Here is a 16130-nt window from a genome sequence, read left to right as displayed (position 1 = left end):
CCACGATGGAGACCGAACGCCTCGCACTGATCAAGACCATCGCGTCTGCACTGCGCGACGCGACCGACGGCGACGTATGGCATGCCGTAGGGCTGATCTACGAACTGGCAGACGGCCGGATGGACCCGGCCGACGTACGCGCGGAGTTCGAGGAGTTGGAACTTCCACACGCATGACGCTGCCCCACCACGTCGAGGCCCCGCCGTGAACCCCTCCCGCGGCGGGGCTTTCGTGCGTCATCCTGAGCTCATGCCGGCCACGCTGAAGTTCACGGGGGAAGAGAAGGATCTGACGCTCGACGAGCTTGCCGCGTTCGTGGAGGCGGCGCGGAACGCACGGGTGCCGGGCGGCAACGTGATCCGTGCGGAGCTGTCGACGAGCGGGAAGATCAAGCAGGTTGAGATTGCGGTCGCCGAGGACGACGACTGACCGGGCCTGCGACACTGGAGGCTGCACGCCGGGTAGCGCCCGGCACCCTGGGAGACGACCCTCACCGCACTTCCCCCCTGCGGTGGGGGTTGTCGTCGTTCCGGGGCCGGTTGTCGGCGGCCGGCGCTACGATCCGGGCCACACACCGTCCTTGGGGGGACCATGCGCCACACCACCACCGCCCTGCTACTCACTGCCGTGCTCGCTCTTTCCGGGTGCGGGGGTAGCGGCGGCAGCAAAGCAGCTGCCAAGCCGAGCCCGTCGCCAACCGTCAGCAAGGCCGACCAGTATCTGAAGGTCGCCCACGGGATCACGTTCAACGGCAGCCCGACCGATGCTGACTTGCTCGTGTTTCCGCCGAAGTGGTGCGATGCGCTCGATGCAGGGCACAGCACGAAGTGGACATTCGATCTTGGGGGCGGCAACTTGTACCCGGTCGGGGATGATTGGGGGACGGTGAGCCAGGATGCGAACTCGCTGCTCGTGGCCGGAGTGAAGGCGTACTGCCCAGGCAACTTGAAAGTAGTGACAGACGAGTTGCGGGCGTCGGGCGAGTACTGACCGTGGCGCAGCAAGGCCCCGTCCGGGAGGGTTCCGGGCGGGGCCTTCGTCATGCGGTGGGCAGTTCGTCCAGGCGGCGGGTTAGGTCGTCGAGTCCCCGCCGGATCTCCGTGAGCTGGATCTCAATGGCGTTCTTCGTGAGCCCGTCGGCGTTGGGTGCAGCGCTCAGGCGCCTCAGTGCCGTCTGGACGCTGATGGCTGCGTCGGTGAGGGCTGCGAGGCATTCCTCGGATTCGTGCCGGTAGCCGCGCTGCGGCGTGCTGCTCATGTGGTCGGCTCCTCGCCCGGACGCACCGGGCCCGCGCTGGGGTCGTGGCGGTACAGCCACAGCGCGCCGTCATCGCCCCGGTTGACCTCACGCCGATAGAGGTGCAGGGTCATCCCGGCGCTCGATGACTGGTCCTGACGGCCCGTAGTCCACACGTTTCCGGAGTGCACCGCCTGGAACACCTTGTGTGTGAGCGGCGGGTCCAGGGGGTCACCCTGGATTGCGATGCGGCGGCCGTCGGCCGGGCCGCCGAGCAGTTCGATCTCCACGCTCATGCGTTCTTCTCCTCGCTGCCCACCGGGCGCTTCCTCTGCGGCCACGTCGTGATGCCCTCGTAGTGGCGTCCGGCATGCCCGGCAGGCAGCTCGCAGCGCTCTTTGCCGCTGCTGTTCGGCGCGTCGCCCGGGGCGTTGCACGCGTTGGCGCTGCGGGTCCACGGTCCGGCGGCCGGGCGCTCCGGGAGCTTGGCTCCGGGGCGGCGCATGTACCAGCGCATGAACTCGCGGATGACACGGCCGCGCGGGCTGCGGCCCTCGGGGTGCACGGCGCGGGTGGCGGCCTCGAACGGCTCCCATTCGTCGTCGGGGGCGCGGAACTTTCGGGGGGTGTCGTACTCGGTTTCGGCGGTGGGTTCCATGCTGGCAGCTTACCCGAGATTGTAGCCACAAACGAGTGTCTTCATCCTCTTGCTTTGTGGCCACAAATGGCGTAGCTTTGTAGCCACAAGGAAGCGAACGAGGGGGACCACATGAACGCCGCAGCCACCACCCACCAGCACACCAACTGCCTCCGCTGCGGCCGCACCCTCCGTTCCGCCAAGTCAGCCGCTCTGGGCTACGGCCCGAGGTGCGCCCGCCACATCCGCACCGCCACCGTCGACACCACCGACTACAAGGCCCACCAGATCGCCTCCGCCCGCGAGCTCATCGAAGACGGCGCGATCATCCCCCTCCGCAGCGTCATCTTCATCGCAGTCAGCACCGACGGCACCGAGACCTACAAGACCGCCCCCACCGCCTGCACCTGCCCCGCCGGCACGAAGGGCTCCCGCTGCTACCACCAGCTCGCCGCCCGCCTCCTGCTCGCCGCCTGAACCCGAAGGAGCCCGCCATGACTGCCACCGTCCGCGAGATCCGCCACGAGGTCCGCATCGACCTCACCGACGCCCCCAAGCTCACCAACATCGTCGGCAATACCCGCCGGCCCCTCGGCCTGCGCCTCATCTACGGCCTGCGCGCCGACATCACCCGAGTCGACATCACCATCGAGTACGACGACGCTGCCGAACACTGGCCGCCCGTCGCCGACATGCCGGAGTGGCTGAGTCAGATCATCGAAGAGCAGCGGCCCCGCGACGTGGACGCCCCGAACGACTTCCGGCCCACTGGCATGGGCGGATGGGCGATCGACGCGGGCAAGCGCCGCCCGACCCCGACGTTCCCCGGCGGCGGCTTCTGATTCACCGCACGCCAACTGGCCGCGAGCATGTCGTTCGCGGCCTGACCTATCCACCCGAATCCACCGCGATCGCCCGCCCGAGCACGAGAAGATGCTCCGCAGCGACTCCGCGCCCAACGTCCACAGAGGTTGCACCCGTGCGTCTTCGGATTTCCATCCCGCTCCCCGGCCCGTTCTCCATCGGCGGATCAATCCCGCTCATCAGCCGCCGGCGCCGGCGCCGGTCCGGCTCCAGCTCAGCGGCCGATGTCTTCAAGCTGATCGGCTACATCGTCGTCGCGGAAGCGTGGCTCGCCTGGTGGTGCGTCAAGCCGTTCTACCTGCTCGGCGTTCTCGTCCACCGGAAGGTCACCGGGCGGAACACGCCCGTCTGGCGGTCCCGCAACGGCTGGTGGTAGACCGCCCCGTCCCCACGCACTGTCGCACCCATCCGGTAGACCAGACCTCAGCCACCACCGAAAGGGAACCCCATGACCACCGGCGCCCAGTACGGAAGCTTCGCCCTGCACTGCCCCGACGCCTCTACCACCCGCAGCCTCCACGACTACGTGGCCGTCGCGCTCGGCGAGTACGCCAGCGCCTACGACATCGACGGCCTCGCCGACGCCTACCGGGACGCGATCAACAAGGAGTTGGAGCCCACCGGCGTGAGCATGCACGGCGACGAGTTCTACGGGCCGCACCCGGTCGTGGACGTCGATATCGCCGCAGCGTTCGAGGCAGTCGACTTCTGGGCGCTGGCCCCCCAGTTCGACAAGAGCACGCAGCGCTAACCCCGCGCACGCCGAAGGCCCGCATTCCCCGGACGCCCAGTCAGGGAAGCGGGCCTTCACCGCGTGCACCACCGTCCACCAGTTGCACACCCTCGTTACCATCAGACCATGGAAACCGGTAACGAGCCACCCGTACCGGCCGAGCCCGCCCACGAGCAGCCCGCCGGCCACACCACCGGCGACAGTCAAGCCAGGGCCCGCGACGGGCAAAACCGGTTTGTCCGCACCCTCGAAAGCGCGGCCCGCGACGCCCAAGCCGCCCAACTCCGCGCCGAAGGCTGGACCCTGGCCGCGATCGCGGAAGAGCTCGGCTACTACGACAAGAGCACCGCACGTAGGGCCATCCGCGGAGTCCTCCGCGAGATCGTCCGCGAGCCAGCCGAAAAGCTGATCGCCCACGAAGCTGAACGCCTCGACACCCTGTACGAGGAAGCCCTCGAAGTCCTCCTGCGCGACCACGTCACCGTCTCCCACGGCAAGGTCATCAAGGACGACGACGGAAACGTGCTCCTCGACGACGGACCGAAACTCGCCGCGATCGACCGCCTCGTCAAGGTCCGCGAGTCGTACCGCAAACTCCTCGGCCTCGACGCGCCCTCCCGCGTGAGCGTCGACGCGCAGCAGCTCGGCGACGAGATCAGCGCCCTCCTCGACCGCGGCACCGCCAGTGACGACGCCAGCAGCTGACATCGAGCGGATCCGCTCCCAAGTCGGCCAGCTTGTGCGCGCGGGCGACACCCGCCAGTTGAAGATGCTCCGCGACCAGTTGAAGACCCTCGTCGACCGCAACGCCCTCGCCGGCCGGACCGCGAAGTACGGGGCGCACCCGGTGCGCTGGGTGGAGGAACGCCTGGGTCAGACGGTGTGGTCGAAACAGCGGGAGATCCTCAACGCGGTCCGCGACCACCGTCGTGTCGCCGTCCGCTCCGGGCACGGTGTGGGGAAGTCGTGGACGGCCGCGCTCATCGCGTGCTGGTGGCTCGACACGCATCCGCCCGGTGAAGCCTTCGTGGTGTCCACCGCGCCGACGTTCTCGCAGGTGCGGGCGATCCTGTGGCGGTACATCCGCAAGCACCACCGCGCCGGACAGCTCGCGGGCCGGGTCAACCAGACCGAGTGGCTCATCGACGACGAACTCGTCGGCTACGGCCGGAAGCCCGCAGACACCGACACGGACGGTTTCCAGGGCATCCACGCCCGCTATGTCTTGGTCGTGTTGGACGAGGCGTGCGGCATCCCCGAGCAGCTGTGGACCGCGGCCGACGCGCTCGCTACCGGCCCGGACTGCCGGATCGTCGCGATCGGTAACCCGGACAACCCTGCGTCGCACTTCAGGCGTGTGTGCACGCCCGGGTCGGGCTGGCATCAGATGGCGATCAGCGCCTTCGACTCCCCGAACCTGACCGGCGAGGACGTCCCGCACGAGATGTCCGCGGCGCTGGTCGGCCGGGAGTGGGTGGAGGAGAAGGCGAAGGAGTGGGGCGAGGAGAACCCCGTCTACCGCTCCAAAGTCTTGGGCGAGTTCTCCGAGGACGGCCCCAACCAGGTCGTCCGCGGCTCCGACATTGCCCGCTGCCGCCTCCCATGGGACAGCCGCCCGCCCGCCGACAAGTTCCTTCCCGTCGAGCTCGGAGTCGACGTCGGCGGCGGCGGAGACGAGACCGTCATCCGGGAGCGCCGCGGGTTCCAGGCCGGCAGGGAGTGGCGGGCGCACACGGACCGGCCCGAGCAGATTGCCCCGCTGGTGTTGCGGGCGATCCGTGAGTCCGGGGCGACGGCGGTGAAGGTCGACAGCATCGGTATCGGCTTCGGTGTGATCGGCGAGCTGCGGAATGCGGCGAACCGGGGCGAGCACAATGCGCGGGTCGTCGGCGTGAACGTGGCTGAGGCGGCGTCGCAGTCGGACAAGTTCATGAACCTGCGGGCCGAACTGTGGTGGGAGCTCGGCCGGGGCCTGTCGGAGTCGGGCGGCTGGCATCTGGCCACGATGGACAACGCGGATACGACGGTGGCGCAGTTGCTGGAGCCGCGGTGGGACGTGGACCCGAAGGGGCGGATCCGGGTGGAGCCGAAGGACGAGATCAGGAAGCGGCTCGGCCGGTCGCCGGATAACGCGGATGCGTTGCTGCTGGCGTTCTATGCCGCGGGCCGGACACGAGTGAGGTGGCTGTGATGAGGGACCTTCGCGTGAACCCCAAGAAGCTGAAAGATTTGCGGCCAGCATCCATGTTGACAGGAGGATTTACACTCATCACAGCAGGATGCTGGAATATCTTCGGAACCGGGGTTGGTCTCATCGCCGGAGGAGTCCTCACCTGCGTCCTGCAATGGGTGCTCGACAGCGACTGATGAGGGAGGTGGCCGGTGGGCAAAACCCTCTTCGGCTCCCTCGCCAACGCATTGCGCACCCGCCCCACCGCCACCCCGGTCCCCTTCGCCTCCCGCCACCAGTCCTACGGACACAGCCTCTTCGGCTCCAACCGCGGAACCACCGCCGAACTCGGCGCCATGGGCTCCGTCTCCACCCTCTTCGCCATCGTCAACCGCACCGCGAAGGCCGAGGCCGGAGTCGAGTGGGGCCTGTACCGGAAGGCGAAGTCCGGGAAGAAGGAAGACCGCGTCCAGGTCACCTCGCACGCGGCCCTTGACCTGTGGGACAAGCCGAACGCGTTCTACACCCAGAGCGTGTTCGTGGAAGCTGTGGCGCAGCACAAGCAGCTCACGGGCGAGCAGTGGTGGGTGATCGGCTACAACGAGCGCTCCACGATCCCGCTGGAGTTGTGGCCGGTGCGCCCGGACCGGATGACACCCGTCCCGGACCCGGAGACGTTCCTGTCCGGGTACATGTACACGGGCCCCGACGGGCAGCAGGTCGCGTTGCGGAAAGAAGACGTCATTTTCATCCGCACCCCGCACCCGGAGGACCCGTACCGCGGTATCGGCCCGGTGCAGGCCCTCCTCACCGACTTGGACGCGGTGCGCTACAGCGCTGAGTGGAACCGGAACTTCTTCCTCAACTCGGCTGAGCCCGGCGGGATCATCGAGGTCCCCAACGGCCTGTCCGACGCCGAGTTCAACGAGCTCCGCGACCGGTGGAACGAGCAGCACAAAGGCGTCGCCAACGCGCACCGCGTCGCCATCTTGGAACACGGGCAGTGGAAGGACCGCAAGTTCAGCCAGCGGGACATGCAGTTCGCTGAGCTCCGCGACGTCGGCCGCGAGATCATCCGCGAGGCGTTCGGATTCCCGAAGCCGATGTTGGGCAGCACGGACGACGTCAACCGGGCCAACGGCGAGTCCGGCGAGCGCATGTTCGCCCGCTGGCTGATCGTCCCCGACCTCGAAGCGATGAAAGACGCGCTCAACAACCAGCTCCTGCCGCTGTACGGGCCGACCGCAGCGGGCCTGGAGTTCGACTACGCCAACCCGGTCCCGGAGGACGTCGACAAGGACGCAATCCAACTGACCTCCCGCTCCAACGCTGCCGCAGCCCTGGTGCAGGCCGGGTTCGACCCTGCGGGCACCCTGTCTGCGGTCGGCCTCCCCGACATCGCGTTCACACCGCCCGCGGCACCGCCCGCCGCGGCCGGCCCCGCCCCGGCGGCGCTGCTCCACCGTCCGCAGGCGGCGCTCCCCGCGGCCCGGACCGAGTGGGACATCGCGGTCGCGCAACTCCTCAACACCCAAGACACGAGCGCCCTCGACCAGGTCCGCGCCGACCACGACGACGCCCTCTCACAACTCCTCGACCGGTGGATCCCCATCGAAGACAGGTGGATCAACGCCCTCGGCGACCAGATCCGCACCGCCGTCGACGACGACGACACCGCCGCCCTCGCCTCCCTCACCGTCGACAGCGACCACGCGGCCGATGTCCTGCGGGAAGCACTCGGCGGGATGGCGAAGCGCGCGGCCGGCCGGATGGTTGATGAGGCGGCAGCGCAGGGCGTCACCGTGGACGCACCGGAGTTGGACGAGGCTGTGACGAACCGGCTGGATGCCGGAGTGCTGCGGGCGGTGTTCGGGTCTGAGCTGGTAGGGATCGCTGCGGCGACGGCTGGGCTCCTCGGGTCCGGGCTGGCGTCGGCTGCGGGACGTGAGGCGCTGCGGCTGCTCACGCCGGGCGCGGACGGCGCGGGCGTGGCACGCCAGGTGAAGAGCTTCCTGCGGGGCCTGTCGAACCGTTTGAAGCTCGATCAGTTGGGTGGGGCGCTGCACCGGGCCACGAACGTAGGCCGGGTCGCGACGCTGGAGGCCGCTCCGGTCGCCACCTATACGGCCAGTGAAGTCAACGACGCGAACCGGTGCACACCTTGCTCGGAGATCGACGGTACCCAGTTCGCCGACTTGGACGCGGTGCGTGCCGCGTACGGCGCCGGACCGTATCGGCTGTGCCAGGGCGGGATTCGCTGCCGCGGGACTGTCGTGGCGACGTGGGACACGACGGGAGATAACGAATGAGCCGGATGTCGGGCCTCATGCTGCCCGCCAACCTCACCCAGGTTGCTGCGCGGCATCGCGAGCAGGCGGACAAGCTGCGCGCGCAGTACGGGGTCGAACCGCCGCGCTGGTACCGCATCACCAACGCCGCTGCATCGGACGAGGCGGAGGTAATGCTGTACGACGAGGTTGGCGGGTGGTTCGGTGCGTATGCCGACGAGTTCATCGACGAGCTCGCGCAGATCACCGCGCCGCGCCTGAGGGTGCGGGTCAACTCGCCTGGCGGGTCAGTGTTCGAGGGCATCGCCATCGCCAACGCGCTCCGGGGCCACCCGGCGGATGTCACGGTGCAGGTCGACGGCCTCGCAGCGTCGATCGCGTCCGTGATTGCCCTTGCGGGCGACCGGCTGGTGATGCAGCCGAACAGCATGCTGATGATTCACGACGCGAGTGGCATGTGCCTTGGCGACGCGGCGGACATGCAGCAGATGGCCGGGCTCCTCGACGCGATCTCGGACAACATCGCGTCCGCGTATGCGGCGAAGGCCGGAGGGACTGCGGCCGACTGGCGGGCCCTCATGCAGGCCGAGACCTGGTACAGCGCGGACGGGGCGGTGGAAGCGGGGCTCGCGGATGAGGTGGGCGCGCAGCGTGGTGCTGCGGCTGAGCCGGACGCCGAGCCTGACCCGGAGATGCGGCAGGAGTACGACCTCACCGCCTACGGCTACCAGGGCCCGTCGCAGCCGAAGGCGCCAGAGCCGACGCCGACGCTGGTCATCAGCATCGCGGACGCCCTCGACGAGGACACCATGGCGCGGCTGCGGGCCGCGGTTCAGCCCCCGGCCGCCGAGCCCGTTGTCGAGCCGGAGCCGGTGGTGGAGCCGGAAGCCCCGGCCGAGCCCGAGCCTGCTGCCGAGCCCGAGCCCATCAAACCTGCCGAACCCGCGGAACCCCAACCGGAGCCCGCAAACGACGACTGGACGGCCATGGTCGCCAGCCTCATCCCCGACGACACCGACGGCTGGTCGGCGCTCGTCTCCAACCTGATCGAGCCCGACACGTCGTCCAGCGCGGCGACGGCCTGAAGGAGGCAACTGTGGCACCCACGATGACCATCCCGCGCAACGCCGACGAACTGGCGGAGATGCTCGCGGACGGCGCGAAGCTCCGCGAGGTCATGGCCAGCAAGGAGTCCCTGACCGAGTTCATCACCGCGTACGGCAACGCTCTCCAGGGCGAGGGCACTGACCTGAACAGGCTGGTGGCCGAGGAGACGCAGAAGGTTTTCGCGCAGATGATGCGCGAGAACGGCATGTCCGACGCGAAGGACGGCATCCAGCGTCTGGACCTGGACCCGCAGGCCAAGCGCAAGGGCGGGATGCTCACCTCCCACCGGCAGGGCACCGCCCACAACCCGACCGCGCCCGGTGCTGCGGTCGACAAGCACTTCGAGAACTCGATCGACTACGTCCGCAACATCTGGCACAAGAACGCGAGCCCCGACGCCGAGAAGCTCGGCGCGCTCCGCAACGCCGCGAGCAGCGTCAGCCCGGCCGACGGCGGGTTCCTCGTCCCGGAGACGCTCCGCTCGCAGCTCTTGCAGCTGGCGCTGGAGCAGGCCGTCGTCCGGCCGCTCGCCACCGTCGTCCCGATGGAGTCGGCCCGGGTCCCGTTCCCGATGATCGACACCACCACGAACGCAGGCAGCGTGTTCGGCGGCATGGTCGCCTACTGGGGTGAGGAAGGCGCAGCCCTCCAGGACTCCAACCCCAAGTTCGGCCGCGTCGAACTCGACGCGAAGAAACTGACTGGTCTGTCAGCCGTCCCGAACGAGCTGCTCCAGGACTCCATCACCTCGTTCTCCGCGCTCATCGAAACGCTGTGGCCGAAGGCCCTCGCGTTCGAAGAGGACAACAAGTTCCAGACCGGGTCGGGTACAGGCGAGCCCCTCGGTTTCCGCGGCGCGGGCAACTCGGCCGCCGTCACGGTGACCCGCACCACCGCCAGCAAGATTCAGTACCTGGACGTCGTCGCCATGTACGCCCGGATGCTGCCCTCCTCGCTGGGCAACGCCGTGTGGATGTGCTCCCCGGACGCGCTGCCGCAGCTGCTCCAGCTGTCCCTCACCGTCGGCACCGGCGGTAACTCGGTCTTCGTCGTCAACGCCGCAGCCGGGATGCCGATGAGCATCTTCGGAAGGCCACTGATCATCACCGAAAAGGGCGGCATCCTCGGCTCCCGAGGCGACCTCGCGTTCGTCGACCTGTCGTACTACCTGGTGGGCGACCGTCAGATCATGACCGCCGACAGCTCCACGGACTACAACTTCGGCACCGACAAGACGACGTTCCGCATCATCCAGCGCGTCGACGGCCGCCCGTGGATCCAGTCCGCGATCACCCCCGCCAACGGCTCCACCAGCACGCTCTCCCCGTTCGTCGAGCTCCTGTAACACCCCTCGGCCGCCGCCGGCATTCACACCCCGGCGGCGGCCACGACCGGGCCGGCAGTGTCGCCCCGGACCGGACCCTAGACGGAAGGAACACCCCATGTCTCAGCGAGCACTCGGTCGACTGTTCAACCCCACCCCCGCCGCAGACGGCGTGTGGATCGCGCTGAAGGGCGCCGCGGCAGGCGTGACGTTCTCCTGCTACCTCGCGGGCGCAGTCGGCGACACCTACACGCTCCAGGAGGCCAAGGACTCCGGCGGCACCGGCGCCCAGAACCTCGCGATCATCACCGAGTACCACACGAACACCGGGAACGCGTCGGACGCGTGGACCCGCAGGACGCAGGCGGCCGCGGCCACGATGGTCACCGCTGCTGCGGCGACGCAGAACGCGGCCGTGGTTGAGGTGGAGGGCACCAGCCTCAGCGACGGCTACCGGTACGTGAAGCTCACCAGCACCGGCGCCGGCACCGTCACCGCGATTCAGCGGGACCTCGGCGTCATGCGCGCCCCGGCGAGCCTGCCCGCCACGGGGGCCTGACATGGCCCTGTGGGAGTGCGCGGAATGCACCACCAAGTACTCGGTGGGCGCCCCGCAGTGCCCGCAGTGCGACTCGGTGGTGCGGGTCAACGAGAACACCCAGCCCGAGGAGGAGTCAGAGATGGCGAAGGTGACCGTGCACGGCGGCGCCAGCAATGCGGCCGCTGACGAGCAGGAGGCAGGTGAGGACGTATCAGCTGGGAACAGCTCATCGACATCGTCCGAGAAGGAGCCGAGTTCGCCCGAACCGAGCGAGCAGTCCAGCCCGTCGCCTGCCCGAACGACGGGGAGCCGCTCCAAGAAGGCGGGGACGGACAAGGCCTCTACTGCCCGTGGGACGGGTGGCGGCCAGGCGGACGGTACGTCGGCTGCTGACGAGTCCTGACCCGTTCCGACTACGCACATCGAGAGGAGGTGACGAGAGATGACGACACCCTGGTACGCGACTCGCGAGGAGATCAAAGCGGAGCTGGACGTGAAAGAGACCGCGCGCAGTAACGCCCGGATCGACCGCGCGCTGGCCGACGCGACTGAGGCCGTCGAGGGCCTGACACACCGCGTGTTCTACCCGGTGCAGGACACCCGCAAGTTCGACTGGCCGCCCCGCACCGGGGCCACCCCGTGGATCCTGCGCCTCGACGCAAACGAACTCATCTCCGTCACCTCCCTCACCTCCGGAAGCGTCACCATCGCCCCCGGGAACTACCTCCTGCGCCGGGCCGACGACAAGGCCGAGCCCCCGTACACGCGCATCGAAGTCAACCTCGGCTCCAACGCATCGTTCAGCGGGGGCCGCACCTACCAGCAGGACATCACCGTCACCGGGCTGTTCGGCTACCGCAACGACGAGACAGCGGCCGGCACGTTGGCTGCGCAGGTCGCCTCCGCGGGTGCGACGACCATCACTGTCGACGGGCCCGCGTCCGCGGCGCTCGGTATCGGCTCGCTGCTCCGCATTGACGATGAGCGGATGATCGTCACCGGCCGGTCGATGCTGGACACCGGGCAGGGTTTCGGTGACTCGATGACCGCGACCAGCAATGACGTGTCGATCGGCGCGGCCAACGGCAGCGCCTACGCCGTCGGCGAGGTGATCCTTCGGGACTCCGAGCGGATGCTGATCACCGACATCGCAGGCAACACGCTCACAGTGACCCGCGCGTGGGACGGGTCCGTCCTCGCCGCACACACCGACTCGGCGATCTACGCGCCCCGGATCCTCACCGTGGTCCGCGGTGCGCTCGGTACGACGGCCGCCGCGCACAGCAACGGGGCGGCCGTGGCCCGCTGCGACCCGCCCGGAAGCGTCCGGCAGCTGTGCATCGCGGAGGCCCTCGTCGACCTATTGCAGGGCCGCTCCGGGTACGCGCGGACCGCAGGCTCCGGGGACAACGAGCGCGAGACCAGCGGCAAGGGCCTCGCCGACCTGCGGGCCCGCGTGTACACCAGCCACGGCCGCAAGGCCCGAGTTCGGAGCGTGTGACCATGCTCCTCGACGTCTCCACCAGCAGCCGCGGCCCCCTCTTCGACGGACGGGCCCGCGCCGCCGCGAACGCCTACATCAACAGGCTGGAACGCGACCTCGCCGAAGAAGGCCTGAACATCCTGCGCGGCGAGATGCACCGCGTGTTCCGCAACCCGACTGGATACTACGAGTCCCGCTGCAAGGTCATCGAAGGCCACAAGATCTCCGACAGCCGCGTCGTGTACGGGCCGTGGCTCGCCGGCATCGGCTCCCGGAACTTCCCCGCGACGAAATTCCGCGGCTACGACCACTGGACCGTCACCCGGGACAAGCTCAACGCGCGCAAGCAGGGCATCGGCGAGCGGCTCCTGCGCCGGTACACGGGACGGATGTGATCGCCGTGGCCCTCGATCTCCTCGCCTACCGCAACGCGGCCATGTCGCAAGCTCAGAGCCTCGGCCTGTTCGAGCAAGTGCTAGATCACGAGCCGGTATCGGCGCCCGGTAGCGGGCTGATCTACGCCCTGTGGGTTACCGACGCAGCCCCGATCCCGGCCCGGTCCGGCCTCACCTCGGTGTCGGTACGGCTGGAACTGAACGGACGGGTGTTCATGCCCGCGGACACAGAGCCGCAGGGCGGCGTCGACACCACCGTGACGGACGCCGTGAACGGGCTGATGAACGCCTACGCAGGTGACTTCGAACTCGGCGGGACCGTCGCGGAAGTCGACCTGCTCGGCGCGTACGGCACGCCGCTGCGAGCCCGGTTCGGCTACACGCGGCTCGACTCAACGACATACCGGGTGGCCACGCTCACCATCCCGCTGGTCCTGAACGACGTCTGGAATGAGGTGGCATAGGTGGCCAAAACAGGCGGCCTTGGGGACGCGCTCTACATCGGGGGCAGCGACCTATCTGGTGACTTCACCGCGATCGGCAACGTCGGCGGCGGACCCGCAGCGCTCACGACGACCGGCATCGACAAGGGCGCGATGGAGCGGATCGGCGGCGCGCGTGACGGCCGGCTGGAGGCCTCGTCGTGGTTCAACCCGACGCTGTCCCACCCCGTTTTGTCAGCGCTCCCGACGGCGGACGCGACTGCGATGTACTGCCGCGGTACGACGCTGGGAAGCCCGGCCGCGAACATCGTTGGGAAGCAGGTCAACTACGACGGGACCCGCGGCCAGGACGGGTCTTTCACGTTTGCTACGTCCTTGCAGGCCAACGGGTTCGGCGTGGAGTGGGGCTATCTCCTCACCGCAGGCAAGCGCGTCGACGTCGCCGCGACGAACGGCACGGGCGTCGACTTCGGTCTCGGCAGCCCGCCGCTGTTCAACGGGCAGGGCCTGTTCGGCGCGCAGGCGTACTTGCAGGTGTTCGCGTTCACCGGCACCGACGTCACCGTGAAGGTGCAGGACTCCGCGGACAACGTCACGTTCGCCGATGTCGCGGGGTTCTCCTTCACCGCGGTGACCGCGGCGCCCGGGACGCAGCGGATCGCCACGGCGTCGGGTGCGACGATCCGCCGCTACCTCCGCGCCGTGACCACAACGACCGGCGGGTTCACCTCGTGCACCTTCGCGGTGGCCGCCGTCCGCAACGACGTCTCGACTGTCTTCTAGGGGGCCTGTGATGCAGATGGTGAACCGAATCGACCCGGCGATGCCAGTCGGCGCCTACCAGACGTACAGCATCACCGCGCCTCAGGACACCACGATCGTGGCCGCGTGCGAGCAGGTCGCCTGCCCGGCCTGGCTGAACGGCTGGGACTCCGTCATCGACGAGCGGACCGAGCTCGGCCAGCGGCAGGCCGCGTACATCCGGGGCCAGTCCCGGCGAACGTTCCGCGAGCAGAAGCGCGGCGACGGGCTGACCGTGTTCCGCTTCGAGGCCCACCAGCGCTGCTTCGAAGAGCACCGCACCCGCCCGGAGATCTACCTCGTCCGCGACGGTGACTGGCGGGGTAACCCCACCGGCCGGCAGCGGCAGCACACCCGGCCTGCGGACTGGGTTGAGGACATGACCGAAAACCAGGGCCGCATCGTCGACCTGCAAGAGAAGGGATAACCAGCCATGGCAAAGACCTCGGGTCTCGGGTGGTCAGTGTGCTCGGTCGATGACTCGGCCGGCGTCGTCCGGGCGATCATCAACGACGTCACGAACTTGCAGTTCGCGACCCCGCGCGCTGTCCAGGACATCACCGGTATCGATAAGAGCGCGATCGAGCGGCTCCTGCTCCTCGCGGATTTTTCGATCACGCTGAACATCGTGGCGAACTTCACGGCGAACCAGGCCCACGACGTGTTCAAGACCGTCCCGTCCACGTCGGTGGCCCGGAGCACGACGCTCACCGTCGCTGGCAAGACCCTCGCGAACGAAGTGCTGTACACGGACTACCCGCTCCAGCGGTCCAACTCCGGCGAACTCACCGCGTCGGTGCCCGGAGTCCTCGCCGACGGCAATGTACCTACCTGGAGCTAGGCCCAAGTAATGCAATCCGTCTGCGAGTTGGTCGATAGAATATCCAAGTCATCAAGGCTTGGAGGCCAGGTCATGGGCGGAGCAACGTCCGGGAAGTTCACCGTCAAATCCTGCGGCAAGGCACACGCCTGGTGTGCCGAATGCCGCCCCGCACAGGCGGCCGCACAGCGGAAGCCACCGAAGCCGAGGAAGGAGCACGACAAGCCATGCAGGAACTGCGGACGCTGCGACGCGTGCCTCGGCGTCGAGGCCCCGGAAGGAATGAAGGTCTGCCGGGCGTGCCAGGAGACCAAGCCGCTCAGTGCCTTCGCGCGCCGCAGCGACACGGGCGGCTACCGCAACCAGTGCATGGCATGCCGCAACTCCAGCCAGGTGGCGTCGCGTTGCAGCGGATGCGGCAGCACGTTCGCCCGCCAGAGCACCACCGAACGGAACCTCTGCGCCCGTTGCCGACCGCCGGTGACCAAGCCCTGCGCCCGCTGCGGCAAGGACTTCGTGGGCTCGATGGAACAGCGACGGTACTGCTCCCCGGAGTGCCGCGACGCGACGCTGGAGGACCAGCGGCGCGAGGCCCGCAAGGCGGTGCGCCTGAAAGCTCTGAAGGCGTATGGCGGCGAGGAACCGAAGTGTGTCTGCTGCGGCGAGCGGACCTTCCAGTTCCTCGCACTGGACCACATCAACGGAGGCGGTCGACAGCACCGCCAGGAGACAGGCGGGGGCGGCTTCTACAGCTGGCTGCGCCGCCACAACTACCCGGCCGGGTTCCGGATTCTCTGCCACAACTGCAACTTCGGCCGACAGATCAACGGCGGCACCTGCCCGCATCAGGAGAGATGAGCATGGGCTACAGGACCAAGGTCAAGACCTACACCATCCGGTTCGCCGAAGGCCACGAGCACCACGGGGCCGAGGCCAAGATCCGCGGCATGTCACTCGGCGAGTACATGGAGGCCACCGGCCTCGACGGAGGCGACGGCGACGGGAACGCCGGAAGTCTGAAGAACTTCATCAGCCACCTTGTCAGCTGGAACCTCGAAGACGAGGACACCGGGCAGCCGGTCCCGCCCACCGAGGAGGGCGTCCTGTCGATGGACCACGACCTGATCGTGGCCATGAACAACGCGTGGATCCAGACCCTCACGGGGGTCCACAGCGCCGACCCTTTGCCCGAGAGCTCGACCTCTGGCGAACAGTCCCCGGTGCCGTCGATTCCGATGGAACCCCTGTCCGAGAGCCTCGCGAGCTGAAACGGGCGCGGTGGGTGCT

The 16130-nt window shown here is 68.5% G+C and carries 26 protein-coding genes; 23 read left to right on the top strand and 3 right to left on the bottom strand.

What is annotated here, in order from left to right:
- Window positions 1-5 precede the first annotated feature (5 nt).
- The 3 genes from ACIQTP_RS02745 to ACIQTP_RS02735 all read left to right on the top strand — a co-directional run bounded on the left by ACIQTP_RS02745 (window position 6) and on the right by ACIQTP_RS02735 (window position 990).
- Window positions 6-176, top strand: coding sequence for a hypothetical protein (locus ACIQTP_RS02745; RefSeq protein WP_390929252.1), 171 nt, complete (start codon window positions 6-8; stop codon window positions 174-176).
- Window positions 177-249: 73 nt separating this feature from the next.
- Window positions 250-429 carry a hypothetical protein gene (locus ACIQTP_RS02740; protein ID WP_390929254.1) on the top strand — a complete coding sequence of 60 codons (180 nt, stop codon included), beginning with the start codon at window positions 250-252 and terminating at the stop codon, window positions 427-429.
- A gap of 162 nt (window positions 430-591) precedes the next feature.
- Window positions 592-990: a hypothetical protein gene (locus ACIQTP_RS02735; RefSeq protein ID WP_403395539.1), complete on the top strand. Its 399-nt coding sequence runs from the start codon at window positions 592-594 to the stop codon at window positions 988-990.
- Window positions 991-1039: 49 nt separating this feature from the next.
- On the opposite strand, the gene ACIQTP_RS02730 is transcribed toward ACIQTP_RS02735, so the two are convergent.
- The 3 genes from ACIQTP_RS02730 to ACIQTP_RS02720 are packed head-to-tail and all read right to left on the bottom strand — an operon-like array spanning window position 1040 to window position 1895.
- Window positions 1040-1258: a hypothetical protein gene (locus tag ACIQTP_RS02730; protein WP_403395537.1), complete on the bottom strand. Its 219-nt coding sequence runs from the start codon at window positions 1256-1258 to the stop codon at window positions 1040-1042.
- On the bottom strand, window positions 1255-1533 hold the full coding sequence (locus tag ACIQTP_RS02725) for a hypothetical protein (protein ID WP_403395535.1): 279 nt from the start codon (window positions 1531-1533) through the stop codon (window positions 1255-1257). The genes ACIQTP_RS02730 and ACIQTP_RS02725 overlap by 4 nt, the downstream gene beginning before the upstream one ends.
- On the bottom strand, window positions 1530-1895 hold the full coding sequence (locus ACIQTP_RS02720) for a hypothetical protein (RefSeq protein ID WP_403395533.1): 366 nt from the start codon (window positions 1893-1895) through the stop codon (window positions 1530-1532). Before ACIQTP_RS02720 ends, ACIQTP_RS02725 begins: the two co-directional genes overlap by 4 nt.
- Before the next feature lie 111 nt (window positions 1896-2006).
- On the opposite strand from ACIQTP_RS02720, the gene ACIQTP_RS02715 reads away from it, so the two are divergent.
- The 20 genes from ACIQTP_RS02715 (at window position 2007) to ACIQTP_RS02620 (ending at window position 16111) form a co-directional block, all read left to right on the top strand.
- Window positions 2007-2351: a DUF6011 domain-containing protein gene (locus ACIQTP_RS02715; RefSeq protein ID WP_403395531.1), complete on the top strand. Its 345-nt coding sequence runs from the start codon at window positions 2007-2009 to the stop codon at window positions 2349-2351.
- Between the two features lie 17 nt (window positions 2352-2368).
- Window positions 2369-2716, top strand: a complete 348-nt coding sequence (locus ACIQTP_RS02710; protein ID WP_403395529.1) for a hypothetical protein — start codon at window positions 2369-2371, stop codon at window positions 2714-2716.
- A gap of 137 nt (window positions 2717-2853) precedes the next feature.
- Window positions 2854-3114 carry a hypothetical protein gene (locus tag ACIQTP_RS02705; RefSeq protein WP_403395527.1) on the top strand — a complete coding sequence of 87 codons (261 nt, stop codon included), beginning with the start codon at window positions 2854-2856 and terminating at the stop codon, window positions 3112-3114.
- A gap of 72 nt (window positions 3115-3186) precedes the next feature.
- A complete protein-coding gene (locus ACIQTP_RS02700; RefSeq protein ID WP_403395525.1) occupies window positions 3187-3489 on the top strand; it encodes a hypothetical protein in 303 nt (100 codons plus the stop codon).
- Between the two features lie 108 nt (window positions 3490-3597).
- Window positions 3598-4176: a hypothetical protein gene (locus ACIQTP_RS02695; RefSeq protein ID WP_403395523.1), complete on the top strand. Its 579-nt coding sequence runs from the start codon at window positions 3598-3600 to the stop codon at window positions 4174-4176.
- Window positions 4157-5662 carry a hypothetical protein gene (locus ACIQTP_RS02690; protein ID WP_403395521.1) on the top strand — a complete coding sequence of 502 codons (1506 nt, stop codon included), beginning with the start codon at window positions 4157-4159 and terminating at the stop codon, window positions 5660-5662. Before ACIQTP_RS02695 ends, ACIQTP_RS02690 begins: the two co-directional genes overlap by 20 nt.
- Window positions 5663-5676: 14 nt before the next feature.
- Complete coding sequence (locus ACIQTP_RS02685) at window positions 5677-5838, top strand: hypothetical protein (RefSeq protein ID WP_376327258.1); 162 nt, start codon at window positions 5677-5679, stop codon at window positions 5836-5838.
- 15 nt (window positions 5839-5853) lie between these two features.
- Complete coding sequence (locus tag ACIQTP_RS02680) at window positions 5854-7950, top strand: phage portal protein (protein WP_403395519.1); 2097 nt, start codon at window positions 5854-5856, stop codon at window positions 7948-7950.
- On the top strand, window positions 7947-9014 hold the full coding sequence (locus ACIQTP_RS02675) for a head maturation protease, ClpP-related (RefSeq protein WP_403395516.1): 1068 nt from the start codon (window positions 7947-7949) through the stop codon (window positions 9012-9014). The genes ACIQTP_RS02680 and ACIQTP_RS02675 overlap by 4 nt, the downstream gene beginning before the upstream one ends.
- An 11-nt stretch (window positions 9015-9025) precedes the next feature.
- On the top strand, window positions 9026-10381 hold the full coding sequence (locus ACIQTP_RS02670) for a phage major capsid protein (RefSeq protein ID WP_403395514.1): 1356 nt from the start codon (window positions 9026-9028) through the stop codon (window positions 10379-10381).
- Window positions 10382-10478: 97 nt separating this feature from the next.
- On the top strand, window positions 10479-10919 hold the full coding sequence (locus ACIQTP_RS02665) for a hypothetical protein (RefSeq protein ID WP_403395512.1): 441 nt from the start codon (window positions 10479-10481) through the stop codon (window positions 10917-10919).
- A 1-nt stretch (window position 10920) separates the two neighbouring features.
- Window positions 10921-11304 (top strand): hypothetical protein, encoded by a 384-nt coding sequence (locus ACIQTP_RS02660; RefSeq protein ID WP_403395510.1) that lies wholly within the window; start codon window positions 10921-10923, stop codon window positions 11302-11304.
- Between the two features lie 39 nt (window positions 11305-11343).
- Window positions 11344-12402 (top strand): hypothetical protein, encoded by a 1059-nt coding sequence (locus tag ACIQTP_RS02655; protein WP_403395509.1) that lies wholly within the window; start codon window positions 11344-11346, stop codon window positions 12400-12402.
- A gap of 2 nt (window positions 12403-12404) precedes the next feature.
- Complete coding sequence (locus ACIQTP_RS02650) at window positions 12405-12779, top strand: hypothetical protein (protein WP_403395507.1); 375 nt, start codon at window positions 12405-12407, stop codon at window positions 12777-12779.
- On the top strand, window positions 12776-13243 hold the full coding sequence (locus ACIQTP_RS02645; RefSeq protein ID WP_403395505.1) for a hypothetical protein: 468 nt from the start codon (window positions 12776-12778) through the stop codon (window positions 13241-13243). The genes ACIQTP_RS02650 and ACIQTP_RS02645 overlap by 4 nt, the downstream gene beginning before the upstream one ends.
- Window positions 13244-14005, top strand: a complete 762-nt coding sequence (locus ACIQTP_RS02640) for a hypothetical protein (RefSeq protein WP_403395503.1) — start codon at window positions 13244-13246, stop codon at window positions 14003-14005.
- A gap of 16 nt (window positions 14006-14021) precedes the next feature.
- Window positions 14022-14450 carry a hypothetical protein gene (locus ACIQTP_RS02635; protein WP_403395501.1) on the top strand — a complete coding sequence of 143 codons (429 nt, stop codon included), beginning with the start codon at window positions 14022-14024 and terminating at the stop codon, window positions 14448-14450.
- 6 nt (window positions 14451-14456) lie between these two features.
- Entirely contained in the window at window positions 14457-14864 is a 408-nt protein-coding gene (locus ACIQTP_RS02630) for a hypothetical protein (protein ID WP_403395499.1), read from the top strand.
- A gap of 261 nt (window positions 14865-15125) precedes the next feature.
- A complete protein-coding gene (locus tag ACIQTP_RS02625) occupies window positions 15126-15701 on the top strand; it encodes a hypothetical protein (RefSeq protein ID WP_403395497.1) in 576 nt (191 codons plus the stop codon).
- Window positions 15702-15703: 2 nt separating this feature from the next.
- Window positions 15704-16111, top strand: a complete 408-nt coding sequence (locus tag ACIQTP_RS02620; protein ID WP_403395495.1) for a hypothetical protein — start codon at window positions 15704-15706, stop codon at window positions 16109-16111.
- Window positions 16112-16130: the final 19 nt, after the last annotated feature.

The organism is Streptomyces sp. NPDC090798 (assembly GCF_044768965.1).
GTDB lineage: Bacteria > Actinomycetota > Actinomycetes > Streptomycetales > Streptomycetaceae > Streptomyces.
This window is presented reverse-complemented; position numbering and strand designations above follow the sequence as displayed.